Annotated in this window: 25 protein-coding genes; 11 read left to right on the forward strand and 14 right to left on the reverse strand. The window is 59.6% G+C overall.

Features of this window, described 5'->3' with window-relative positions:
• Positions 1-31: 31 nt before the first annotated feature.
• Together AC1DVH_RS01110 and AC1DVH_RS01115 are read left to right on the forward strand one after the other, a co-directional pair.
• Positions 32-952: a LysR substrate-binding domain-containing protein gene (locus AC1DVH_RS01110; RefSeq protein ID WP_477752281.1), complete on the forward strand. Its 921-nt coding sequence runs from the start codon at positions 32-34 to the stop codon at positions 950-952.
• A gap of 150 nt (positions 953-1,102) precedes the next feature.
• Positions 1,103-2,317, forward strand: coding sequence for an aldose 1-epimerase family protein (locus AC1DVH_RS01115; RefSeq protein ID WP_477752282.1), 1,215 nt, complete (start codon positions 1,103-1,105; stop codon positions 2,315-2,317).
• 6 nt (positions 2,318-2,323) lie between these two features.
• Here the strand turns inward: AC1DVH_RS01115 and AC1DVH_RS01120 are convergent, their stop codons facing one another.
• The 3 genes from AC1DVH_RS01120 to AC1DVH_RS01130 all read right to left on the reverse strand — a co-directional run bounded on the left by AC1DVH_RS01120 (position 2,324) and on the right by AC1DVH_RS01130 (position 4,735).
• A complete protein-coding gene (locus AC1DVH_RS01120) occupies positions 2,324-3,817 on the reverse strand; it encodes a YifB family Mg chelatase-like AAA ATPase (protein WP_477752283.1) in 1,494 nt (497 codons plus the stop codon).
• Between the two features lie 176 nt (positions 3,818-3,993).
• Positions 3,994-4,164: a hypothetical protein gene (locus AC1DVH_RS01125; RefSeq protein ID WP_477752284.1), complete on the reverse strand. Its 171-nt coding sequence runs from the start codon at positions 4,162-4,164 to the stop codon at positions 3,994-3,996.
• 34 nt (positions 4,165-4,198) lie between these two features.
• Entirely contained in the window at positions 4,199-4,735 is a 537-nt protein-coding gene (locus AC1DVH_RS01130; protein ID WP_477752285.1) for an N-acetyltransferase, read from the reverse strand.
• 192 nt (positions 4,736-4,927) lie between these two features.
• Here AC1DVH_RS01130 and AC1DVH_RS01135 point away from each other — a divergent pair, with 192 nt between their 5' ends.
• Positions 4,928-5,191 (forward strand): HigA family addiction module antitoxin, encoded by a 264-nt coding sequence (locus AC1DVH_RS01135; protein ID WP_477752286.1) that lies wholly within the window; start codon positions 4,928-4,930, stop codon positions 5,189-5,191.
• Between the two features lie 11 nt (positions 5,192-5,202).
• On the opposite strand, the gene AC1DVH_RS01140 is transcribed toward AC1DVH_RS01135, so the two are convergent.
• Together AC1DVH_RS01140 and AC1DVH_RS01145 are read right to left on the reverse strand one after the other, a co-directional pair.
• The gene (locus AC1DVH_RS01140) at positions 5,203-5,727 is read right to left on the reverse strand and encodes a BRO-N domain-containing protein (protein ID WP_477752287.1); all 525 of its coding nucleotides are present in this window, start codon (positions 5,725-5,727) and stop codon (positions 5,203-5,205) included.
• Between the two features lie 376 nt (positions 5,728-6,103).
• Entirely contained in the window at positions 6,104-6,364 is a 261-nt protein-coding gene (locus AC1DVH_RS01145; RefSeq protein WP_477752288.1) for an accessory factor UbiK family protein, read from the reverse strand.
• Between the two features lie 420 nt (positions 6,365-6,784).
• Between AC1DVH_RS01145 and glnK the strand changes: the two genes are divergently transcribed.
• The 4 genes from glnK to sutA all read left to right on the forward strand — a co-directional run bounded on the left by glnK (position 6,785) and on the right by sutA (position 9,558).
• Positions 6,785-7,123 (forward strand): P-II family nitrogen regulator, encoded by a 339-nt coding sequence (gene glnK / locus AC1DVH_RS01150; protein ID WP_002555808.1) that lies wholly within the window; start codon positions 6,785-6,787, stop codon positions 7,121-7,123.
• A gap of 35 nt (positions 7,124-7,158) precedes the next feature.
• The gene (locus AC1DVH_RS01155; RefSeq protein ID WP_477752289.1) at positions 7,159-8,496 is read left to right on the forward strand and encodes an ammonium transporter; all 1,338 of its coding nucleotides are present in this window, start codon (positions 7,159-7,161) and stop codon (positions 8,494-8,496) included.
• A gap of 214 nt (positions 8,497-8,710) precedes the next feature.
• Positions 8,711-9,136, forward strand: a complete 426-nt coding sequence (locus AC1DVH_RS01160) for a secondary thiamine-phosphate synthase enzyme YjbQ (protein WP_008015517.1) — start codon at positions 8,711-8,713, stop codon at positions 9,134-9,136.
• A 101-nt stretch (positions 9,137-9,237) separates the two neighbouring features.
• Positions 9,238-9,558 carry a transcriptional regulator SutA gene (gene sutA, locus AC1DVH_RS01165; protein ID WP_108217207.1) on the forward strand — a complete coding sequence of 107 codons (321 nt, stop codon included), beginning with the start codon at positions 9,238-9,240 and terminating at the stop codon, positions 9,556-9,558.
• Between the two features lie 159 nt (positions 9,559-9,717).
• Here sutA and AC1DVH_RS01170 read toward each other — a convergent pair whose 3' ends face one another.
• The 6 genes from AC1DVH_RS01170 to lptM are packed head-to-tail and all read right to left on the reverse strand — an operon-like array spanning position 9,718 to position 14,325.
• A complete protein-coding gene (locus tag AC1DVH_RS01170) occupies positions 9,718-10,419 on the reverse strand; it encodes an HAD family hydrolase (RefSeq protein WP_477752290.1) in 702 nt (233 codons plus the stop codon).
• A complete protein-coding gene (xerC, locus tag AC1DVH_RS01175; protein ID WP_477752291.1) occupies positions 10,416-11,315 on the reverse strand; it encodes a tyrosine recombinase XerC in 900 nt (299 codons plus the stop codon). Before xerC ends, AC1DVH_RS01170 begins: the two co-directional genes overlap by 4 nt.
• A 2-nt stretch (positions 11,316-11,317) precedes the next feature.
• The gene (locus tag AC1DVH_RS01180; protein ID WP_477752292.1) at positions 11,318-12,043 is read right to left on the reverse strand and encodes a DUF484 family protein; all 726 of its coding nucleotides are present in this window, start codon (positions 12,041-12,043) and stop codon (positions 11,318-11,320) included.
• Between the two features lie 13 nt (positions 12,044-12,056).
• Positions 12,057-12,887 carry a diaminopimelate epimerase gene (dapF, locus tag AC1DVH_RS01185; RefSeq protein ID WP_150671962.1) on the reverse strand — a complete coding sequence of 277 codons (831 nt, stop codon included), beginning with the start codon at positions 12,885-12,887 and terminating at the stop codon, positions 12,057-12,059.
• 4 nt (positions 12,888-12,891) lie between these two features.
• Positions 12,892-14,139: a diaminopimelate decarboxylase gene (lysA, locus tag AC1DVH_RS01190; RefSeq protein WP_477752293.1), complete on the reverse strand. Its 1,248-nt coding sequence runs from the start codon at positions 14,137-14,139 to the stop codon at positions 12,892-12,894.
• A 9-nt stretch (positions 14,140-14,148) separates the two neighbouring features.
• Entirely contained in the window at positions 14,149-14,325 is a 177-nt protein-coding gene (gene lptM / locus AC1DVH_RS01195; RefSeq protein ID WP_477752294.1) for an LPS translocon maturation chaperone LptM, read from the reverse strand.
• Positions 14,326-14,621: 296 nt separating this feature from the next.
• Here lptM and cyaY point away from each other — a divergent pair, with 296 nt between their 5' ends.
• From cyaY to rnk, 3 genes are all read left to right on the forward strand, one after another.
• The gene (gene cyaY, locus AC1DVH_RS01200) at positions 14,622-14,954 is read left to right on the forward strand and encodes an iron donor protein CyaY (protein WP_007980802.1); all 333 of its coding nucleotides are present in this window, start codon (positions 14,622-14,624) and stop codon (positions 14,952-14,954) included.
• Between the two features lie 4 nt (positions 14,955-14,958).
• Positions 14,959-15,180: a DUF1289 domain-containing protein gene (locus AC1DVH_RS01205; protein ID WP_477752295.1), complete on the forward strand. Its 222-nt coding sequence runs from the start codon at positions 14,959-14,961 to the stop codon at positions 15,178-15,180.
• A 227-nt stretch (positions 15,181-15,407) separates the two neighbouring features.
• Entirely contained in the window at positions 15,408-15,818 is a 411-nt protein-coding gene (gene rnk / locus AC1DVH_RS01210) for a nucleoside diphosphate kinase regulator (protein WP_007992229.1), read from the forward strand.
• Positions 15,819-15,825: 7 nt separating this feature from the next.
• Here rnk and AC1DVH_RS01215 read toward each other — a convergent pair whose 3' ends face one another.
• From AC1DVH_RS01215 to AC1DVH_RS01225, 3 genes are all read right to left on the reverse strand, one after another.
• Positions 15,826-18,669, reverse strand: coding sequence for a class I adenylate cyclase (locus AC1DVH_RS01215; RefSeq protein WP_477752296.1), 2,844 nt, complete (start codon positions 18,667-18,669; stop codon positions 15,826-15,828).
• Positions 18,670-18,859: 190 nt separating this feature from the next.
• A complete protein-coding gene (locus AC1DVH_RS01220) occupies positions 18,860-19,105 on the reverse strand; it encodes a TIGR02647 family protein (protein ID WP_007980796.1) in 246 nt (81 codons plus the stop codon).
• 210 nt (positions 19,106-19,315) lie between these two features.
• A complete protein-coding gene (locus AC1DVH_RS01225) occupies positions 19,316-19,600 on the reverse strand; it encodes a hypothetical protein (RefSeq protein WP_007992234.1) in 285 nt (94 codons plus the stop codon).
• A gap of 124 nt (positions 19,601-19,724) precedes the next feature.
• On the opposite strand from AC1DVH_RS01225, the gene AC1DVH_RS01230 reads away from it, so the two are divergent.
• The gene (locus tag AC1DVH_RS01230; RefSeq protein WP_477752297.1) at positions 19,725-20,384 is read left to right on the forward strand and encodes a glutathione S-transferase family protein; all 660 of its coding nucleotides are present in this window, start codon (positions 19,725-19,727) and stop codon (positions 20,382-20,384) included.
• Positions 20,385-20,478 lie beyond the last annotated feature (94 nt).

Genomic DNA, 20,478 nt, shown 5'->3' on the forward strand with positions numbered 1-20,478 from the left:
TTGAAGCAATCGTGCTGTAGGAGCTTTCCTGATGTCCCGTCGTCTTCCTCCCTTGTATGCCCTTCGAGCATTCGAAGCGGCGGCGCGGCATAGCTCGTTTACTCGCGCCGCCGAAGAACTGTCGATTACCCAGAGTGCGGTCAGCCGACATATTCGTACGCTCGAAGAGCATTTTGCCTGCCGCTTGTTTCACCGCAGTGGCCGCAACCTGCAACTGACCGAGTCGGCCCGTTTGCTGTTGCCGGGCATCCGCGAAGGCTTCACCGCCCTGGAGCGCGCCTGCAATACCTTGCGCGCCGAGGACGACATCCTGCGCATGAAAGCCCCGTCGACCTTGACCATGCGTTGGCTGTTGGCGCGGCTCAGTCGTTTCCGGCACCTGCGACCGGGGAACGAAGTGCAATTGACCAGCGCCTGGATGGACATCGATACGGTGGACTTCAACCACGAACCCTTTGACTGCGCTGTCATCCTCAGCAACGGGCATTTTCCCCCGGACTGGGAGGCGACTTTCCTGTTCCCCGAAGAGCTGATTCCGGTGGGCGCGCCGAATCTTCTGAAGGATCAACCGTGGGACGTTACGCGTCTGGCCAGTACCGAGCTGCTGCATCCGACACCGGACCGCCGTGACTGGCGCAACTGGCTGGAGCGCATGGGCCTGACCGATCGAATCTCGCTCAAGGGCGGGCAAGTGTTCGATACGCTGGAGCTGGGCATGATCGCTGCCGCTCGAGGTTACGGCGTATCCATGGGCGATTTGCTGATGGTGGCGGAGGATGTTGCGCAGGGACGTCTGAGTTTGCCGTGGCCGACCGCCGTCGCCAGTGGTGAGAATTATTACCTGGTCTGGCCGAAAACCCGGCCCGGTGGCGAGCGTTTGCGTCGCCTCAGCGATTTCCTGCAAGGCGAGGTCCGGGCCATGGAGTTACCGGATGTCGAGCGCCTGGACTGAATCGATGGCATCGACTCAATTTCCGTTTGTCGCACATCTGCGGATCAATTGTCTTTCTTGGCATTTGCTACCGATGTCTCCACTTTTATGCTTGCTGAAACGTTTCTTCAGGTCTATAAAAATGGCACAACTCCAAGAAAGGCTATTGCCATGACCCCACTCAAACTCTTCGTTGCCCTCAGCGCACTGTCCGCTGCCTCCCAAGCCCTAGCCTGGGATTACGTCCTGCTCGACACCGACAAAGCCGCCCAGAACTGGCAAATCACCAGCCAGCAACTCGGCGTAAAAACCGACAAACCTTTCAGCGTGACCCTGCGCACCTTGCACGGCGGTCGGCAGGAAGGCGTCAGCATCGTCGACATCGATAACGGCACGATGAAACTTTCGGTAGTTCCAACTCGCGGCATGAACGTCCTGCAGGCCTCGGTCGGTAACGTGCGCATGGGTTGGGATTCGCCAGTCAAGGAAGTGGTCAATCCGTCCTTCATCGAGCTCAACGGCCGTGGTGGCCTGGGCTGGCTGGAAGGCTTCAATGAATTGGTCACCCGCTGCGGCTACGAATGGGTCGGCCACCCCGGCATCGACAACGGCGAACTGCTGACCCTGCACGGTCGCGCTGCCAATATCCCGGCCAACAAAGTCACTCTGCACATCGATGAAAAACCGCCGTACGCCATCAGCCTGCGCGGCGAGCTGAAAGAACAGGCTTTCAAGAAAGTCGACTTCTCGGTCGCGACCGAACTGGTCACCGAGCCCGGCAGCGTAGCGTTCGCCCTCAACGACACCCTGACCAACAACGGCGACTATCCGAAGGAATACCAGGCGCTGTATCACAGCAACTTCAGCACCCCATTCCTGGAGCAGGGCGCCCGCTTCGCCGCGCCGGTGAAACAGGTGTCGCCGTTCAACGATAAAGCCAAAAGCGATTTGCCGGACTGGCAAACCTATCGTGCACCGACCAAGGACTACGACGAAACGGTTTACAACGTAGTGCCGTACGCCGATGCCAAGGGCGATACATTGACCGTCCTGCATAACAAGGCCGGCAGCCTGGGCGTCTCGGTCGGTTTCAACACTCAAACACTGCCCGTGTTCTCCCTGTGGAAAAACACCGATACCCAAGGGCAGGGCTATGTCACGGGGCTGGAGCCAGGCACAAGTTTTTCCTACAACCGCCGGTATCAGCGGCCACTGAACCTGGTGCCAATGATTGGGCCGAAGGAGCAGAAGCAGTTCCGCATCAGCTACGGCTTGCTCGCGGATAAGACCGCTGTGGATAAGGCGCTGAAGCAGGTGAGCGAGATTCAGGGTGGGCGGGAGACTGAGGTGCGGCAGACGCCGTTGGTTGATCTCAGCAAGGGGTGATGCTGACTAGAGTGTTGTTGGCCGATATTGCAGCGCTTCGGCCAAGTGCTCGCGTCTGATCTCATCGACTTGTTCAAGGTCCGCCAGAGTGCGCGCTACTTTGAGCAGTCGATGGGCCGCTCGCAGCGACAAGGTCAGCCGTTCACACGCCGTTTCCAGCCAGGTTTCGTCGACTGTGGATAACTTGCAGTGTCTGCGCAGGCCCGGCAAATCGAGAAATGCATTGGCACAGCCCTGGCGTTTTTGTTGCCGTTCTCGTGCATTGGCAACCAACTCGGCGGCGGTGGCAGTGTCGTCACCGGGTTTTAACGCAGGATTTAACGCCGTGGCTTCGCGTGCGACGGTTAGATGCAGATCAATGCGGTCCAGCAGCGGCCCCGACAGTTTGTTGCGATAGCGCTGCACCATGTCCGGCGTACAGGAACAGCGGCCGCTCGGTTCGCCAAGATATCCACAGGGGCAGGGATTCATCGCAGCGACCAGTTGAAAGCGAGCCGGGAAGCGCACGCGGTCCTTGGCGCGGGAAATCACGATGTGGCCGGATTCCAGCGGTTCTCTCAGTACCTCCAGTACCTTGCGATCAAATTCCGGGAGTTCATCAAGGAACAGCACACCGTGGTGGGCGAGGGTGATTTCGCCGGGTTGCGGTTTCGAGCCGCCACCGACCAGTGCAGGACCTGATGCAGAGTGATGTGGCTGGCGAAACGGTCGCTGCGGCCAGTGGCTCAGCGGCACACAGCTGGCGACTGACTGAATCGCCGCGACCTCCAGTGCTTCGTTTTCGGCCAAGGGTGGCAACAGCCCTGGTAATCGGCTCGCCAGAAGTGTCTTGCCCGTACCTGGTGGCCCGCTGAACAGCAGGTTATGCGCACCCGCTGCCGCAATCAGCAGCGCGCGTTTGGCTGCCATTTGCCCCTGAACTTCATTCAAGTCGGGATAGGGTTTACTGGCGTAGAGCAAACCATTGGAAACGTAAGGCTCGATGGGCGTGTGCCCATTGAAATGTGCCACTGCCTGCAGCAGATGGTCCACTGCAATGACCTTCAACCCCGACGCCAGGCAAGCCTCCTCGGCATTCGCCTGCGGCACCATCAACCAGCGCCCGGCCTTGCGCGCCGCCAATGCCGCCGGCAGCACCCCACGGACGGGCCGCACTGCACCGGAAAGCGCCAGCTCCCCCAGGCACTCCACGTCATCCAGTGTCAGCGTCGGCACCTGCACGCTGGCCGAGAGAATCCCCAGGGCAATCGCCAGATCGAACCGCCCGCCATCCTTGGGCAAATCCGCGGGCGCCAGATTCAACGTGATCCGTCGCGCCGGAAATTGCAGCCCCGAATTGATGATCGCGCTGCGCACCCGATCCTTGCTTTCCTTCACCGCCGCCTCGGGCAGGCCGACCATGGTCAGCGACGGCAAACCATTGGCCAGATGGACTTCAACAGTAACGGCTGGCGCCTCCACGCCGACCTGGGCGCGGCTGTGGACGATGGAGAGGGACATGGTCGTTCCTTGAGCTAAACGGGGGCCGCTTCCTGCGGGTTGTTCAAGGGTAGTCAGAAGATGGGAATTTTGCGTGGCGGGAGGGAAGGTGAACTTTCGCAGGATGTTGCCAGCCATCGTCGGATGATTGGCAGACAAAAAAACCGCCAGTCAGGCGGTTTTTTTGGGGGGCAGATTCAAGCTCTTTTACCGGCAAGCAGGCCTGGAGGTTCAAGTTCTCTGCCGTGCGCGATGGCAACTTCAATAAAGCGTTGTTGATTGGCTGATAAACTTCCAGCCAAGCGAAGCGCTTCCGCGTGCAACTCAGCAATTTGTAGCAGCTTCGCCTTTCGCTTTTTGGGGCTCATACACACCTCGTGCGATTGGATGTTTGTTTTGATGTTATTGGTCGCTCAAGTAGATGACAAGGCGGTTGGTCTGGTCAAAGTCGAACCCGAGCTCTCGATAGTAAAAAACAACGTTCGGATCAGGATCCTGGATTTCGATCTCTCTGCACCCAAGCATACGCGCATAGAAATCTGCGGCCAGTAATGCGATTGGAGCAATCAAGCCACGAAGCGGATGGGATTTATCTGGATTCCCCTGCAAAAGAACCACCTTCAAACAAATAGTGCTCCTTCGCGGGGTTGCATAGCACAAGCCACAAAGACTCTGCTCACACCAAATTGCCAAATCCAAACCCTTGGCATCTTTGCGCTTCCAGTCTGGGATGTAATCCCACGGGTAGATTGCTACTCCTTCCCAAAAATGACTTTTTTCTATCGCTGCTGCAGTAATGGGCTCAAACCTGACAGCGGATACGTCAATTTTTAATGCACGAGGCGCGATTTTCTTAATGAATGTTTTGTAGGCGAGCTTCCGCGCGTTTGATTTAAGAGTTTGGTTACGAAGGTCCGTGCCTTTCCCTTTTCTTCTCATTGCTTACGTCTATCGAATATCAAGGCGAAAAGCGTAAACGAACGGGTGCGGAGTGATAAATCAGGCCGGAGAGCTGGTTTTTGTAGGACCGTGCCTAGAAAGATGAAGGACGTCGGTGAAAGAGCGTGGATGGTCTTGCCTGAGGAAGGTTGCTGCTTATGATCTCGCTGAATGCAACCGTAGGAGGCGTGAATGAACAAGAATGGAATGCGGCCGATTCATCCTGGTGAAGTTCTAAGTGAGGAGTTTCTGAAGCGTCTGGGCATTACAACCAATGCTCTGGCTCGCTCGCTGAACGAACCAGGGGCGGAAATAAGCGATGTTGTGAATCAGCGGAGCGGTGTCAGTGTTGGTCTGGCGCAAAAGCTATCCATCCACCTGAATACCACACCCGATTTCTGGCTGAATCTGCAATCGACCTACGAACTGCGCTCAGCCTGGATCGAGCGTGGTTGAACGTTAAATATTCAAAGCGACTGCAAGACCCGTGAAGCCCGCTTCCACCACGGTTTTACCGGGCGTCTTGCCTGCTCCCGCTCTGTCATCATCTGCGGCACATCCTGCAGCCGAATCCACGGCTGGTTGTTCCAGTGCAGCAAGCTCAACGACATTTCCGGCCAATTGAGCAGGCTCAGTTGTGGGCGCTCGATTGCAGCAGGGTGTTGGGCGTCTCGCAGGGCGGGAACGACTTCGTGGGTGAGCCATTCGCGTAAGGCTCGGTATTCGGGGCAGTAGTGATAGACCAGTAATGCGTAAACGCCGGATTCGCTGATCAGAAGGGTGTTTTCGATGCTGCCGTGGATGAGCATTTTTACGGTTTGACGCTGGTCGGGATCGAGTTTCCGGACGGCGCGTTCGTCGAGGTAGAGGCGCAGGAGGCGGCCGAGGTCGCGGGCGCTGAACCAGGGTTGGTTTTGCAGGAGAAGTGCATGGAGGTGGAGTTTGTGGCGGGTGAAGACGTGAGGGATCAGGTAAGCGTCATCGCTATTCATTGATACAGCTCCTTTTGCTTAAGGGCTGCCAGTAATTGTCGCCAAACAATTGGGTGGCAGTTGTACGCGGGTTGGCGAACCGGAGCAAAAGGAACCCGGCAGATCCGAAGATCTCCCACGCACAACCGCCATGACTCGATGTGGCGGAGTATTTCCCGCCTTCGGATGGTCGTCGTGCGCCTTAAGCTTCCAGGTCGCCAAACCCAGTGCTGAATGTTCAGCCGGGATGAGCTTAGGAATCGGCGCTTAGCGACGCAATCGGACGGCGGTGTGATGTTTGTAGGACGTTGCCGGGATTTTTGCGGGGCTTAGGATCAAAAGATCGCAGCCTTCGGCAGCTCCTACAGGGGCTGTATTTCAAATCAGGATTGATGAGTTACTCGGTCGGCGGACTCAGCTTCGCTTCCAACTCCGCCACCTTCGCCTCTAGGCTTTCCAACCGTGCCCGGGTGCGTGCCAATACAACCATCTGGCTATCGAATTCTTCCCGGCTCACCAGATCCAGTTTGCTGAAGCCGCTCTGCAGCAACATTTTGAATTGGCTTTCGATTTCTGCTTTCGGCAGAGGCGTGTCGCCGCTGAAGAGGCGGGAGGCGGTGCCGGTGAGGGCGTCGAGGAAGTCTTTGGGCGCGAGCATGGGCAATGTCCTGGAAACAATGGCGGGCAGTGTATCACGCAGTGTCTATAGTTCTTTGCGCAGGCGAAGGGCGCACACTTTTCGCGCATGGGGACGGACGGCGTCGCACCGTTATTGTGCGTAACCCGGCGAGTGTTGTTGCGATATGGCGGACATCTGCCGGCAAAAGATTGAAAACTATGAGTTTTGTGGAGATGGCAAGGTTTCTGCTTAGATGCTGGTGACCCATGCACTGATGCAGTCGCTGTGACGAATGCAGTGCGCCAAGCGAAACACGGGGGAGTGCTTCGTGAGGAGCGGTTAGCTGGCGTCGAACGGGCAGGTAAGGCCGACGATGCGTTACAAAGCCAGGCACTGCGCTTAGACTTGAGACGGGTTTGTTTTCCTGGGGCAAGTTCACCAATTCGGGAGAGAGTTTTCATGAAGCTAGTCACTGCCATCATCAAGCCGTTCAAGCTGGACGACGTACGCGAGTCGCTGTCCGAGATCGGCGTGCAGGGCATTACCGTCACTGAAGTCAAAGGCTTTGGTCGGCAGAAGGGTCACACCGAGCTGTATCGCGGCGCGGAATACGTGGTCGATTTCCTGCCCAAGGTGAAGATCGACGTCGCCATCGACGACAAGGATCTGGACCGGGTAATCGAGGCCATCACCAAGGCTGCCAACACCGGCAAGATCGGTGACGGCAAGATCTTCGTGGTCAATCTGGAACAGGCGATTCGCATCCGTACCGGCGAAACCGATACCGACGCTATCTAAGCCGCCACAAACCCAACGCCCCAGGAGAAAACAATATGACTCTGCGTAAATTCGCAGGGCTAGGAGCCCTGTTGTCCATCGTAATGCCCAGCCTTGCCTTGGCGGCAGACGAAGTGGCGGCACCCGTCCTCAACTCCGGCGATACCGCCTGGATGATGACCTCTACAGCCTTGGTGCTGTTCATGACCATTCCCGGCCTTGCGCTGTTCTACGGCGGTATGGTCCGGTCGAAAAACATTCTTTCCGTGATGATGCAGTGCTTCGCCATTACTGGTCTGATCAGCGTCCTGTGGGTCATTTATGGCTACAGCATCGCGTTCGACACCACGGGCATGGAGCAGGGCGTCATCAACTTCAACTCGTTCTTCGGCGGCATGGGCAAGGCATTCCTCGCCGGCATCACGCCTGCCAGCCTGACCGGTCCTGCGGCGCTGTTCCCCGAGGCGGTGTTCGTCACCTTCCAGATGACCTTCGCGATCATCACCCCGGCGTTGATCGTCGGCGCCTTCGCCGAGCGGATGAAGTTCTCCGCGATGCTGGTTTTCATGGGCGTGTGGTTCACCCTGGTTTACGCGCCGATTGCGCACATGGTCTGGTCCGGTAACGGCGGCCTGTTGTGGGACTGGGGTGTTCTGGACTTCGCCGGTGGCACGGTGGTGCACATCAACGCCGGTGTGGCCGGTCTGGTTGCCTGCCTGGTGCTGGGCAAGCGTAAGGGCTTCCCGACCACGCCGATGGCGCCGCACAACCTCGGTTACACCTTGATGGGCGCGGCCATGCTGTGGGTCGGCTGGTTCGGTTTCAACGCCGGTTCCGCCGCTGCGGCCAACGGCACCGCCGGTATGGCGATGCTGGTGACGCAAATCGCTACCGCCGCTGCGGCGCTGGGCTGGATGTTTGCCGAGTGGATCACCCATGGCAAACCTAGCGCACTGGGTATCGCTTCGGGCGTGGTTGCCGGTCTGGTGGCAATCACCCCGGCTGCCGGCACCGTTGGCCCGATGGGCGCGCTGGTAATCGGTCTGGCGGCTGGTGTGGTGTGCTTCTTCTGCGCCACCACCCTGAAGCGCAAGCTTGGCTATGACGACTCCCTGGACGCCTTCGGCGTGCACGGTATCGGCGGTATCCTCGGCGCAATCCTGACCGGTGTGTTCGCAGCGCCGTCCCTGGGTGGCTTCGGCACCGTCACCGACATCGCCGCACAAGTGTGGATTCAGTGCAAAGGCGTGGGCTTCACGGTGATCTACACCGCGATCGCCACATTCATCATCCTCAAGGTGCTGGATGCGGTCATGGGCCTGCGCATTAACGAAGAAGAAGAAGCGGTCGRCATCGATCTGGCGCTTCACAACGAACGCGGCTACAACTTGTAAGCACGCGCATAAAAAACTTGCCCGGCTTGCCGGGCATTTTTTTGTCTGAAATTTGTCGTTGGAGGAACAGCTGAATGGTTTTTTCCTACAGGTTTTGCGATGTTTGCGCCGGGTGTTTTTGTGCGGTCGAAGGCTTACAGGATTGAAGGAATATTAGGGCCTTTGTTTTTTCCCAGAGCGCGCTAGAATGCGCCCCGAACGTGCGGAGAACTGTATGTGGCAACAGACTCTGATTACCTTGCGGGCGAGGCCTCGGGGCTTTCATCTGGTAACGGACGAGTTACTCGCCGGCCTGCCTGAACTCAAGGCGTGTCGGGTCGGTCTGTTGCATTTGTGGCTGCAGCATACCTCGGCGTCGTTGACCATCAACGAGAACGCCGATCCGGCGGTACGTCGCGACTTCGAACGATTTTTCAATCGTCTGATCCCACAAGGAACAGACGGCTATGAGCATAACGACGAAGGCCTGGACGACCTCCCGGCGCACTTCAAGGCCAGCGTGCTTGGCTGTCAGCTCAGTTTGCCGATTTCGGCAGGCCGGCTGGCGTTGGGGACCTGGCAAGGCGTTTACCTGGGCGAGCACCGTGATCATGGCGGTGCCCGCAAAGTCCTCGCCACCGTGCACGGTGAAGAGGCATAACCGCTGGTCAGCAGCGGCTGTTGATTTTTTTCCGGCAGCCTTCGACAGAGGGCAAAGCTGGGCTATAACTAATCTGCTTTTCGCAAGTCATGAGGTAGAACATGAGCGACGATGATCTGGAAAACGACGACCTCGAAGTAGGCGACGACGAAACTGAAGAAGGTCTGGAAGCAGCGGCGGAAGACGTCGCTGAAGACGACGGCGGTGATGCGCCGGTTCCGACCGCCAAAGGCAAGGCCAAGGCAGCGGTATCGGTCGATGAGCTGCCGAGTGTCGAAGCCAAGAACAAGGAACGCGATGCTCTCGCGCGGGCCATGGAGGAGTTTTTGGCCAAGGGTGGCAAGGTGCAGGAAGTGGAGGCCAATGTGGTCGCCGATCCGCCCAAGAAGCCGGACAACAAGTACGGCAGCCGGCCTATCTGAGCCTGCTACCCGCTTGCTGAAAAAGCCCGCCGTCGCTGCGGGCTTTTTCGTGCCTCATGGAAAAGCAAAAGATCGCAGCCTTCGGCAGCTCCTACAGGTATACGCAAATTTCTGTAGGAGCTGCCGAAGGCTGCGATCTTTGTGAAATCACCCTCGAAACTAAACGGTATTCCACCGCGCCAGCAACGCCGGCAGCTCGGTCAGGCTGCGAATCTCCGCATCCGGCAGTCGTTCTGCTTCCCAGACCTTGCCTGCCGGGTTGAACCAGATTGCCCGCAACCCGGCCTGTTGCGCCCCGGCAATGTCATCACCCGGATGATCGCCGATGTGCACCGCCGTTTGAGCGGTCGCACCACCCCGTTGCAACGCCTCATGAAACAGTCGCGCATCGGGTTTGGCGATGCCGATGTCTTCGGCACACAACGCAAACTTGAAGTAGTCCGCCAGCCCCAGCCGACGCACATCGGCATTGCCATTGGTGACCACGCCGAGGGCGTAATGATTGGCGAGGATTTCCAGGGTCGGTTCGACCTCCGGAAACACATCGATCTGATGGCGAGCGTGCAGAAACACTTCAAAACTCTTGTCCGCCAGATCCGACGCCTCGTGATGTCCGTAACCGGACTCTTCCAGCGCATGGAACAGCACTCGCCGACGCAGGGCGCTGATGCGGTGCTTGAGGCTTGGCTCGTTGCTCAATACACGCTCGCGAATAGCCCACAGGTGCTCCACCGGCACTGCCCCAAGGTTGGGCGCGTGCTCGGTCAGCCATTCACGCAAAACGGCTTCGGCGCTGACGATCACGGGGGCGGTGTCCCACAGGGTGTCGTCGAGGTCGAAGGTGATCAACTGAATACTCATGAATCGTCGCCTTTCATGCGTTTGGCCCGTGGGTGGGCGCTGTCGTAGACCGCTGCCAGATGCTGGAAGTCCAGGTGGGTGTAGATCTGCGTGGTCTTGATGTCCGAGTGGCCGAGCAGTTCCTGCACCGCGCGCAGGTCCTGGGAGGACTCCAGCAAATGGCTGGCGAAGGAGTGCCGCAGCATGTGCGGGTGCAGGTTCTGCCCCAGTTCGCGCTCACCCGCAGCCTTGACCCGCACCTGGATCGCCCGCGGGCCGAGACGCCGGCCTTGCTGGCTGACAAACACCGCATCGTCTGCCGGGTTGGTCATGGCCCGCAGAGGCAGCCACTGTTCCAGCGCCTCGCGGGCCTTTTTGCCTACCGGCAGCAGGCGAGTCTTGCTGCCTTTGCCAAGCACCTGGACCATGCCGTCGGCCAGGTCGAGCTGATCGAGATTGAGCCCCGTCAACTCCGACAGCCGCAGGCCGGAGGAATAGAACAGCTCGAGAATCGCCTGGTCCCGACGCGCCAGAAAGTCATCTTCAATCCCGCCTTCAAGCAGTTGCAGAGCGCGGTCGGTGTCGAGAGTTTTCGGCAGGCGGCGTTCGCCTTTCGGCGGCGCAAGGCCATTGGCCGGATCGTGGTCGCACAGACCTTCGCGGTTCAGGTAGTGATAGAGCCCGCGAACGGCCGACAGCAATCGCGCCAGGCTGCGGGACGATTGGCCCTGGGCGTGCAAACGGGCAATCAGGCTGCGCAGGCGCTGGATGTCCAGCGCCGCCCAACTGCCGATGCTCTGTTTGACGCACCAGCCCAGCACTTTATCGAGGTCGCGGCGGTAGGCCGACAGCGTGTGCGGCGACACTTGCCGCTCACTGCGCAGGTGTTCGCAGTAAGCGTCCAGTTGCCGTTCCATGTTCAGCGTACCGAGCGCAGGGAGTTGTTGACCCGTGGCAGCACGCGACCCATGACTTCAGCGATGTAGCTCAGGAACAGGGTGCCCACCGAGCTTTTGTAGTGCTGCGGATCACGGCTGGCGATGGCCAGGATGCCGTGGATGCCTTGGTGGCTGATGACAACGACCGCGGTGGAGCCAATCTGCTTGCGCTGTTCTTCACCGAACAGGAAGTCCAGTTCGTGCTCGCGCAGGCTGCCGCTGACGCTTTTGTCTTCCGAGAGCAAGCCGCCGATGGCCACTTGTGCTTCGGCGTGAGTGGCCCAGCGGCCGACCGGCATGGCGTTGTCGCCGAGCAGGATGAGGCTGACGAAGGGCACCTGGAACTCTTGGCGCAGACTGTCTTCGACGCACATCACCACGTCTTCCAGGCTGGCGGCATCCATCAACGCCAGGATCAGGCGACGGGTCTTGTCGAACAGTCGGTCGTTGTCCCGGGCCACGTCCATCAAATGCGAAAGGCGATGACGCAGTTCAATGTTGCGGTCGCGCAGGATCGTCATCTGTCGTTCCACCAGCGACACGGTATCGCCGCGTCGATGGGGAATACGCAGGGACGGGAGCAGTTCTTCGTGCTCGACGAAGAAGTCCGGATGAGCCTCCAGGTAGGCGGCAACAGCCGCCGCCTCCAGGCTTTCGGACGGTGATTCGTCAGCTTGTCGTGCGGGTACCTGAGGCTTGTCGGTCATGGATTTCGCTCACTCAAAGACGCACTTGTCCTTCATATACGCGCACTGCCGGGCCGGTCATCATCACCGGTTGGCCAGGGCCTGCCCATTCGATGGACAGACGCCCGCCTGGCAGGTCGATCAATAGCGGCGAATCCATCCACCCCTGGCTGATCGCGGCCACTGCGGCGGCACAGGCGCCGGTTCCGCAGGCCTGGGTTTCCCCGGCTCCACGCTCCCAGACGCGCAACTGCGCGCGGCTCCGGTCGATGACCTGGAGAAAACCGACATTGACCCGTGCCGGGAAGCGCGGGTGATGTTCGATTTTCGGCCCCAGTTCATGCACCGGCGCATTGTTGATATCGCTGACCCGCAGCACGGCATGGGGGTTGCCCATGGACACGGCAGCCAGATCGACCGGGGTGCCGTCGACGTCGACCTGATAACTCTTGGCCTGCTCCGGCGCCTGGAACGGAATATCCGCAGGCACCAGACGCGGGGCGCCCATGTTGACGCCGATCTGGCCGTCGTTTCGCACGTCCAGTTCGATGACGCCGCTTTTGGTCTCGACGCGGATCTGCCGTTTTGCGGTCAGGCGCTTGTCCAGTACGAAGCGGGCGAAGCAGCGCGCACCGTTACCGCACTGTTCCACTTCGGAACCGTCGGAGTTGAAGATCCGATAGCGGAAGTCCACGTCCGGGTTACTCGGCGCCTCGACGATCAGCAACTGGTCGAAACCGATGCCGGTGTGCCGGTCACCCCATTGCTTGGCGTGCTTGGGCAGAATATGTGCGTGCTGGCTGACCAGGTCGAGGACCATGAAGTCATTGCCCAGGCCGTGCATCTTGGTAAAACGCAGCAGCATGTTTTTACTCCGGCAGCAGGCTTTCGCCAGCAAACAACTCGGCTACCGTCTCACGGCGACGCACTTCAAATGCCTGATCACCGTCCACCAACACTTCAGCGGTACGGCCGCGGGTGTTGTAGTTGGAGCTCATGACAAACCCATAGGCACCGGCCGAATGCACGGCCAGCAGGTCGCCTTCTTCCAGTGCCAACTGACGATCCTTGGCCAGGAAGTCGCCGGTTTCGCAGATCGGGCCGACGATGTCGTAGGCGCGAGCAGCGGTATTGCGCGGGCGCACGGCAGTGACGTCCATCCAGGCTTGATACAGCGCCGGGCGGATCAGGTCGTTCATCGCGGCGTCGACGATGGCGAAGTCTTTGTGCTCGGTGTGCTTGAGGTACTCGACCTGGGTCAGCAATACACCGGCATTGGCCACGATGAAGCGGCCCGGCTCGAACACCAGCGCCAGGTCGCGGCCGTCGAGGCGTTCACGCACGGCTTTGATGTAGTCGGCAGCCAGTGGCGGCTCCTCGTCCTTGTATCGCACGCCCAGGCCACCACCGAGATCGATGTGGCGCAGGTAGATGCCACAATCGCCGAGGCGGTCGACCAGGCCCAGCAGGCGGTCGAGAGCGTCGATGAACGGCGGCAGGGTGGTCAGTTGCGAGCCGATGTGGCAATCGACGCCGACCACTTCCAGGTTCGGCAGCTGCGCGGCACGCACGTACACGTCTTCGGCGTCGGCGATGGCGATGCCGAACTTGTTCTCTTTGAGACCGGTGGAAATGTACGGGTGGGTGCCGGCATCGACATCCGGGTTCACGCGCAGCGAAATCGGCGCGCTAACGCCCAGTTCGGCGGCGACCACTTGCAGGCGTTCCAGCTCGTCGGTGGATTCGACATTGAAGCAATGCACGCCGACTTCCAGGGCGCGACGCATGTCGTCACGGGTCTTGCCGACGCCGGAAAACACAATCTTGTCGGCGCTGCCGCCAGCGGCCAGTACGCGTTCCAGTTCGCCACGGGAGACGATGTCGAAACCGGCGCCCAAACGCGCCAGGACATTCAGGACACCCAGGTTGGAGTTGGCCTTGACCGCGAAGCACACCAGGTGCGGCGTGCCGGCCAGTGCATCGGCGTAAGCCAGGTATTGGGCTTCGATGTGTGCACGGGAGTAAACGTAAGTCGGTGTGCCAAAGCGCTCGGCGATTGCAGAGAGGGCAACACCTTCCGCGAACAGTTCACCGTCACGGTAGTTAAAAGCGTCCATGAGGTTCCCTTATTGGTAGACGTCGTGCTTGTGTGCTTTGGAGGCAGGCTGCTGCTGTGACGATTTGGCCTGCTCGGCAGGGTCCTGATTTTCGTCAGGCAGGTACAGCGGGCCTTTTTGACCGCAGGCAGACAGCAGGCAGGCAACCGCGAGGAGCGCAGCAAGGGAGGAGATCAGGCGCTTCATGGCGAAATCCTTGAAAATGCATTAATTGCGCCGGAGTATACCGGCCACCCGGCAGCTTGCCTATGCAGCGGACCGCCCGTCTGGCGGGGCTTGGCCGCAAGCACATCGAACCCTGTGGGAGCGGGCTTGCCCGCGATGAGGCCATAACAGGCGCATTGATGTTGAATGTGAGGCCGCCATCGCGAGCAAGCTCGCTCCCACAGTTAGGCAACTGGGCGTTATCCTTTGCAATCGACGGGGCTCGGTCGTATCTTGCGGCGCTTGAGCCTGATCAGACACTTTTTGAGGTTGCCGTAATGAGTTTGTCCGAAGCGCGTTTCCATGACCTGGTCGATGCCACCCAGCAAACCCTGGAGGACATCTTTGACGACAGCGATCTGGATATCGATCTGGAGAGCTCGGCCGGTGTGCTGACCGTCAAGTTCGAGAACGGCAGCCAGTTGATCTTCAGTCGCCAGGAGCCGCTGCGTCAGCTGTGGCTGGCAGCGGTTTCCGGCGGTTTCCACTTCGACTACGACGAAGAAAGCGAGCGCTGGATGTGCGACAAGAGCGAAGAGCAGTTGGGTGAAATGCTCGAGCGTATCGTCCAGCAACAGGCTGGCGTCGAGCTCGATTTCGAAGGCCTGTGAGATCGTGACTCAGCCTGCGCCTGTCCGTGCGCCCAAGCCGCTCTACAGCAATGTCAGCCTGGCGGTGCCGTCGCCCTGCAGCGGTGTCTGTCGGCTGGACGAACAGAAAGTCTGCCTGGGGTGCTTTCGTCATGTCGAAGATATTCGTGAGTGGCGTTCGGCCGATGACGAACGTCGGCGGGTGATTTGCGCGCAGGCTTCGAATCGCAAGGCTGGCGCTCTGTAGGAGCTGCCGAAGGCTGCGATCTTTTGGCAGCTCTGAAGATTGCCGAAGAACAAGATCAAAAGATCGCAGCCTGCGGCAGCTCCTACGCCGCCGCGTGGCGGCTTGTATATTTTTTGAGCTGTGATAGTGTCCGGAAACGCCTCAACCCACCGAGGCTTATGAAAACCCCGCCTTTTTCTGGCGGGGTTTTGCTTTTTTCGTGCAGAAGAAAGGAGTCTGCCCAGATCATGACCGCACCTTCCATCACCCTTACCCGTCTGGACGTCCAGCGTCTGGAGCGTCTGATCGACAGCCTGGACGAGACGCTGCCGGGCGTTATTGCGCTGCAAACCGAACTGGATCGCGCTGATACCGTGGTCGGCCACGATGAAGTGCCGGCGGATGTCGTGACCATGAATTCCCGTGTGCATTGTCGAGAAGAAGGCAGTGGCAAGGACTACCACCTGACCCTGGTGTACCCCAAGGATGCGAATGCCGACGAAGGCAAGGTCTCGATCCTGGCGCCGGTGGGCAGCGCGCTGCTTGGCCTGAAGGTTGGTCAGCATATCGATTGGCCGGCTCCGGGCGGCAAGACCCTGAAGCTGACGCTGCTGGAAGTCGAATCGCAGCCGGCCAATGGCGGCGCGTTCCCCGAGTGACACCCCCTCAGACCTGATCGAGCGCCTCGTTCAACGCGTGCTCCAGGTCGGCTTTGTAGCGCAGGTACAGATGGGTGGAACTCTGACCTTCGCCGACCAGGCCTGACAGGTCGAGGTCGGTGATGTAGCAGCGGTAGCGTTCGGTTTCCCGGCGCTGCCCGACGATTTCCCGGGCGACCACGCTGAACAGCTGGTCGCCATGCTCCAACTCGGAAAACTCCCGTTGATTGCAATACAGCGTGACCTGCACCTGACCCGGTGCGGCTTTGCCGACGATCGCCTGCACGTCGTAGAGCGGCTTGTTCACCGGTGTCTGCGGTACCGGTCGGGCTTCGATGCGGCGCGCCCGGCCAGGGCCTGACGGCAGCAACTGGCAATACAGGGTGTCGAGGTTCAAGGGGTGGGCAGCATCCATTGGCAACAGGGTATCGCGACGGTGCTGGATCGATTGCAGGAAACGTTGCAGCGGCACCAGCAGGCTTTGCTCGTCGTGCCAGGGCAGGCGTTGCTGCCACAGGGCATTGAACTCATCGAGCACGTACAGATCGGCCTGATTTTCGTTGACCCGATAGAACACTTGTATGCAGTCCGGCTGGCCCGTCGGCAGGAGCAGCGCGAGGTCGTGGTCTTCCAGTGCCTTCGGATCCAGGTGCAACGGGCTGTAGCTGGCCATTTCCTCGCCCAGGTAATCGATCAGCGCCGGTAGAGTGGCCAGCGCGATGTGCTGGACCTGGCCGGGCACCAACTCCAACACGTGGTAGTGCTGCTGGACCTGGATCAGGTAGCGATGATTGAGCCGGCTCAACAGCAGGTTCTGCGCAGTATCGAGGATTTCCTCCACCCGTTGGGCAATGAACTGCGCGCGGTTATGGCAGAAGCAACGTACCCGCAGCTTCGGCTGATGTGGCCCGGCCGGCAGGTTGTTGAGGTAATCGCGGATGCAGTCGAGCAGGGCGTGGGGGCCGTCGTAGCGACCGACCAGCACTTCATTCCAGCTGTTGAGTGTGACCTGGTCCAGGGTCAGCACCAGGTTTTCCCGGACACCGGCGTAGCTCAGGGAATCGGTGCGCTCGGTGGTCATCAGGATGTTCAGGTCGCGATGGTGCTTGAGCGGATCGATGCCGACATTCACCAGAATCAGCACTTCACTCGGCACGCTGGCGCGCAGCAGCGGTTCTTCGGCGACGGTGGGCAAGGGCAGGGCGATGGTCTGTTGCAGGCTGCGGAGCAAGTTGAACAGTTCGAATTCGCTCAAGTCGCTGGTGCCGGGGTGTAAGGCCAGGCGGGTACTGCTGTCGATCACGCCATTGCGGTGGCACCAGGTCAACAGTTCCAGCAAGTGGCGGCTGCGTTTGATCGGCGCGAAATGTTCCCACTCCAGCGCCGTCAGGTTGCCGTTGTACAAGCCCCACTGGCTTTGCCCCGGTTCTTTCCTGTTCGGTGCCTGCACCAGCGTCAGGGTGTCTTCAGCCAGGTCCGGGGCGATACCGGGGTTGATGAACTCGACTTTGCCGGCCTTGCGCTCGAACGCGGCGTACAGGCGACGGCCGAGGACACTCAGGTCGCGCTTGTTGATGCGGCTGACCGTTTGTTCGTGACGGGCAAACTGTGTGAGAAAGCGGTAGCTGTAGTTCAGTTCATTGACCAGCGCCCGCCGCTCGGAGCTGACCTGGCGGATTTTCCACTGACTGCGGCTATCGAGCAGGGCCAGTTGGCGCTGGTCCCAGTGCCATTCGCGGGCCAGGCGCTCGAGCAAAGAGCGTTGCCAGCTCTGGGTGCGGCTGCTGCCGGTCAGTTTGCGATTGACCTTCAGGTACAGCGCGCGACGCACCAGCTCCAGCCTTTCCGGTTCGTTGCGGGCGACCAGGTATTCCTCGATGCGCCGGTACACCACGACATACGGGTCCAGCTCGTCGAGGTCGAGCCGGTTGGCGAATACCGCTTGTTTGAAGCGCAGGCTCAGGCAATGGACCCTTGGGTGTTCACTGGCGTAAACCTCGGTCAGCAACAGCTTGAGTACCGATTTGTAGGGTGACTCGATGCCCTTGAACAACTGCCAGAGCCCGGCGCCGATAAATTCACCGGGCGGGATGAAGGCCAGGTTGCCGAGGTCGAGGGTTTCATCTGCGCGGATGAAGCGTTTGGAGATCAAGGTATGGGTGTATCGGTCGTAGCTCGACTCTTCGTAGACCGGCACCAGCCACCAGATCGGTGTACGTCCGGCCAGCCAGATCGCGGTGCGGTAAAACTCGTCCAGCAACAGGTAGTGCTGGGTGGTGCCGCAATCTTCCGAACTCAGCTGGGTATCGCGCTCGCCCCGGACGAAACGGGTCGGGTCGATCAGAAAGAAGTGCGCCTCGGCACCCTGGCTGGCGGCCCAGACTTCCAGCAACTGGCATTTTTTGTGCAGTTCGGCGAGTTCGTTCTCGGTCAGGTCCGGCCCATGGCAGACCCACACATCCATGTCGCTCTGGTCGGCCTGAGCCAGGGTGCCGAGGCTGCCCATCAGGAACAGTCCGTGAATCGGCCGGGGCGGGTTGCTGCCGTGGCGCGGTTTGTAGGAAAACGATCGGGTCAGGCGCTGGGCTTCAGCGAGGACATTGGCATCCGGTTCGAAATTCGACAGCCCGGCCGGCGTACTGCCGCAAACGTAGCCGGGCAACAGCGGATGGTTCACGTGGAAAAACAGCGGCAGCAAGGTCAGGACCTCTTGCTGGCGGGTCGACAACCCTTCCATGGCGCGAGCCATGCGTCCTTCGTTGAGTTTCAGAAAGCGTGCGCGCAACTGGCTGAGAACCTTGCGGTCGATTCCCTCGTCCAGATCGGGGCGGATTTCATGGTTGCGGGTCATGTCAGCTCAAACCGGCTCGCAGGGCTCGGACGTGGGGCTCTTCGGATGAGGGGCAGTTTAGCGTCTTGAGGCGAGGACCTTTAAGCTGATTTTTTCTGGCGTCAGAATTCTATCGGCTGGAGACGGAAATCAGGGGAATGTGCCCGCGGAAATCCCTGGCTCGGGGTCTCCGTGGGCGATGCGGCAGAATTCAGGCTGTTACTTCGGCGTTAAGAATGGTCAGCACGGATTGCACATTTTGCGCGGCGTCACGACCCAGGCTGGTCAGGTAACCGCCATCAGGCTGGTCGGTCAGTTCTTTTTCAAAGAGGCGTTTGGCGGCGGCAATGTGTTTCGGGGCAGCGGTCTGATGAATTTTCAGACCTTCCTGGGAACTGTCCAGGTTGAAGAGTGCGAGGACTTCCAGTTCGGCAACCAACTCAGGGGTAAGCGACATAAGGACTCCAGACTTTCTAGGAATTGGACGACAGCGCCCCTAAGGTGAACCCGCTTGTCCGGCATGTCCAGTGCCCGCGACAGGGTTTTTTTCTCTGTAGGAGCGAGCTTGCTCGCGAAGGTCATCAACGATGACGCTGGAAACCTGACGCCCCGCGGCGCTCTCGGGTTTTTCGCGAGCGAGCTCGCTCCTACAGGGAGCGGGTAGGGCTTACTGCTTTTCCGGCGGCAGCTCGGGCAATGCACGCAGTGCAGCTTCGTACCATTCGGTGTTGAACGCGCGGTCTTCTTCGAGGATCGCGTCGATTTCTACCGCCAAAACGTGAGCCATCAAGTTGAGGATTTCTTCCCGCTCGTAACCCACCAGCGTCAGCTTGTTGAACGTCGCCTTGGCCGCTGGCGGGTTGTCGCTTTCGATCTGGTTTTCGATGGCCTGGATCAGGGTACTTTCGGCGAACTCTTCTTCGTCGTTGTCGATATCGTTCAGCTCGCTCATGGCAGGCTCCTCAGGGAAAGGTGGTCAGTTTACCCGCATTCAACCGCGTGATGCTGCTGGCAAGAATCCCGGCAGCGTTCTATAAACAGGCACTGCCCACCCCGCATGGTCTGGAGGCTTTGTGATGATCAAGCTTTATGGATTCTCCGTCAGTAACTACTACAACATGGTCAAGCTGGCGCTGCTGGAAAAAGGTCTGCCTTTCGAAGAAGTACCGTTTTACGCCGGCACCAGCCCCGAGGCACTGGCCATCAGCCCCCGCGGAAAGGTCCCGGTGTTGCACGTAGAACAGGGCTTCATCAATGAAACCAGCGTGATCCTCGAATACATCGAGCAAAGTCAGAACGGCACGCCGCTGCTACCGAGCGATCCGTTCGAACGCGCGCAGGTGCTGGCACTGGCCAAAGAGATCGAGCTGTATATCGAATTGCCGGGGCGGGCCTGTTACGGCGAAGCATTCTTCGGCATGACCGTACCGGAAGCGATCAAGGAAAAAACCAAGGCCGAACTGTTGTTGGGGATGGCAGCCCTGGGCCGGCACGGCAAATTCAGCCCTTACGTGGCTGGCGACAGCTTGAGCGTGGCGGATCTGTATTTCCTGTTCAGCGTGCCGCTGGCGTGTGGGGTCGCCAAGAAGTTGTTTGACATCGATCTGTTGGCCGAGCTGCCGGCGGCCAAGGCGCTGTTGCAGCGGTTGGGGGAAAACCCGAACGTTCAGCGAGTGGCGGCGGACAGGGAAGCGGCGATGCCGGCGTTCATGGCGATGATTGCTGCCAAGAAGTAGTTCTGCGGGGTTTTGAGGTCAGTCATCGTCGGAACGCCGCCCGGAGCCGGCTCGCTCCCACACTGGATAGTGTTCGCACATCCAACCCTGTGGG

The sequence above is a fragment of the Pseudomonas sp. P4_C3 genome (assembly GCF_056402075.1).

Excerpts from the sequence above, each read along its gene's own strand:
- AC1DVH_RS01110 (WP_477752281.1), top strand. The coding sequence starts at position 32 with ATGTCCCGTCGTCTTCCTCCCTTGTATGCCCTTCGAGCATTCGAAGCG.
- AC1DVH_RS01115 (WP_477752282.1), top strand. The coding sequence starts at position 1,103 with ATGACCCCACTCAAACTCTTCGTTGCCCTCAGCGCACTGTCCGCTGCC.
- AC1DVH_RS01120 (WP_477752283.1), bottom strand. The coding sequence starts at position 3,817 with ATGTCCCTCTCCATCGTCCACAGCCGCGCCCAGGTCGGCGTGGAGGCG.
- AC1DVH_RS01125 (WP_477752284.1), bottom strand. The coding sequence starts at position 4,164 with ATGAGCCCCAAAAAGCGAAAGGCGAAGCTGCTACAAATTGCTGAGTTG.
- AC1DVH_RS01130 (WP_477752285.1), bottom strand. The coding sequence starts at position 4,735 with ATGAGAAGAAAAGGGAAAGGCACGGACCTTCGTAACCAAACTCTTAAA.
- AC1DVH_RS01135 (WP_477752286.1), top strand. The coding sequence starts at position 4,928 with ATGAACAAGAATGGAATGCGGCCGATTCATCCTGGTGAAGTTCTAAGT.
- AC1DVH_RS01140 (WP_477752287.1), bottom strand. The coding sequence starts at position 5,727 with ATGAATAGCGATGACGCTTACCTGATCCCTCACGTCTTCACCCGCCAC.
- AC1DVH_RS01145 (WP_477752288.1), bottom strand. The coding sequence starts at position 6,364 with ATGCTCGCGCCCAAAGACTTCCTCGACGCCCTCACCGGCACCGCCTCC.
- glnK (WP_002555808.1), top strand. The coding sequence starts at position 6,785 with ATGAAGCTAGTCACTGCCATCATCAAGCCGTTCAAGCTGGACGACGTA.
- AC1DVH_RS01160 (WP_008015517.1), top strand. The coding sequence starts at position 8,711 with ATGTGGCAACAGACTCTGATTACCTTGCGGGCGAGGCCTCGGGGCTTT.
- sutA (WP_108217207.1), top strand. The coding sequence starts at position 9,238 with ATGAGCGACGATGATCTGGAAAACGACGACCTCGAAGTAGGCGACGAC.
- AC1DVH_RS01170 (WP_477752290.1), bottom strand. The coding sequence starts at position 10,419 with ATGAGTATTCAGTTGATCACCTTCGACCTCGACGACACCCTGTGGGAC.
- xerC (WP_477752291.1), bottom strand. The coding sequence starts at position 11,315 with ATGGAACGGCAACTGGACGCTTACTGCGAACACCTGCGCAGTGAGCGG.
- AC1DVH_RS01180 (WP_477752292.1), bottom strand. The coding sequence starts at position 12,043 with ATGACCGACAAGCCTCAGGTACCCGCACGACAAGCTGACGAATCACCG.
- dapF (WP_150671962.1), bottom strand. The coding sequence starts at position 12,887 with ATGCTGCTGCGTTTTACCAAGATGCACGGCCTGGGCAATGACTTCATG.
- lysA (WP_477752293.1), bottom strand. The coding sequence starts at position 14,139 with ATGGACGCTTTTAACTACCGTGACGGTGAACTGTTCGCGGAAGGTGTT.
- lptM (WP_477752294.1), bottom strand. The coding sequence starts at position 14,325 with ATGAAGCGCCTGATCTCCTCCCTTGCTGCGCTCCTCGCGGTTGCCTGC.
- cyaY (WP_007980802.1), top strand. The coding sequence starts at position 14,622 with ATGAGTTTGTCCGAAGCGCGTTTCCATGACCTGGTCGATGCCACCCAG.
- rnk (WP_007992229.1), top strand. The coding sequence starts at position 15,408 with ATGACCGCACCTTCCATCACCCTTACCCGTCTGGACGTCCAGCGTCTG.
- AC1DVH_RS01215 (WP_477752296.1), bottom strand. The coding sequence starts at position 18,669 with ATGACCCGCAACCATGAAATCCGCCCCGATCTGGACGAGGGAATCGAC.
- AC1DVH_RS01220 (WP_007980796.1), bottom strand. The coding sequence starts at position 19,105 with ATGTCGCTTACCCCTGAGTTGGTTGCCGAACTGGAAGTCCTCGCACTC.
- AC1DVH_RS01225 (WP_007992234.1), bottom strand. The coding sequence starts at position 19,600 with ATGAGCGAGCTGAACGATATCGACAACGACGAAGAAGAGTTCGCCGAA.
- AC1DVH_RS01230 (WP_477752297.1), top strand. The coding sequence starts at position 19,725 with ATGATCAAGCTTTATGGATTCTCCGTCAGTAACTACTACAACATGGTC.